Below are 740 nucleotides of genomic sequence, written 5' to 3' on the forward strand. Positions count from 1 at the left end.
GCAATAAAAAACCCAGCCGAAGCTGGGTCTGTTTAGCGCTCATCTCTCACCACGAGCTAATTTGTGGAAGCCTAACGTTAACGCTTATGCTCAACAACGCTTATAGTCAACGTGGCCTTTCAATCGATTAACCTAGTAGGCTAAGTGCCGAGTTCGGTGCTTGTTTCGCTTGAGCAAGAATCGAACTTGAAGCTTGAGAAAGGATCTGAGACTTAGTCATCTGAGTCGTTTCTTTCGCGAAGTCGGTATCTTTAATACGGCTCTTAGAAGCATTAACGTTTTCGTTAATGTTATCTAAGTTGCTAATCGCGTGGTCGAAACGGTTTTGGAAAGCACCCAGTTCAGCACGGTGGCTGTCTACATACTTAAGTGCCGCATCGATTACTGCTACAGACTCTTGTGCGCCACCAACAGACGTTACGTCGATAGTATCCACTGTGACTTCTTTGCCCGCTTGGATGCCTAGCTCACCAGCAAGACCGCCAGAGAAAGACACATCGCCGCTCACTTTGTTATTGCCTGTGAACATTTGTAGCTTGCCGTCTTCAGTCACAGATGCTTTAACAGAATCTTGTTGACCGTTGATGTACGTTGCTAGCTCTTCGATGTCGTCACCCGCTTTTGCGTTGATGTCGATTTCTTGTGCTTGACCGAAGTTATCCGTGAACGACAGCTTCAGGTCGTTAGAGCCTGCTTGAACGTTCCAATCTTTGTCTTTTGCATTCTCAGTTTGGTAGCTC

Annotated in this window: 1 protein-coding gene; it reads right to left on the reverse strand. The window is 46.5% G+C overall.

Features of this window, described 5'->3' with window-relative positions; translation table 11 throughout:
* Positions 1-127: 127 nt before the first annotated feature.
* On the reverse strand, positions 128-740 hold a 613-nt coding region (locus WR49_RS20710; protein ID WP_046225277.1), incomplete at its 5' end, for a flagellin.

Source organism: Vibrio sp. ECSMB14106 (assembly GCF_000972265.1).
In the GTDB taxonomy this organism is placed as follows: Bacteria; Pseudomonadota; Gammaproteobacteria; order Enterobacterales; family Vibrionaceae; genus Vibrio; species Vibrio kanaloae.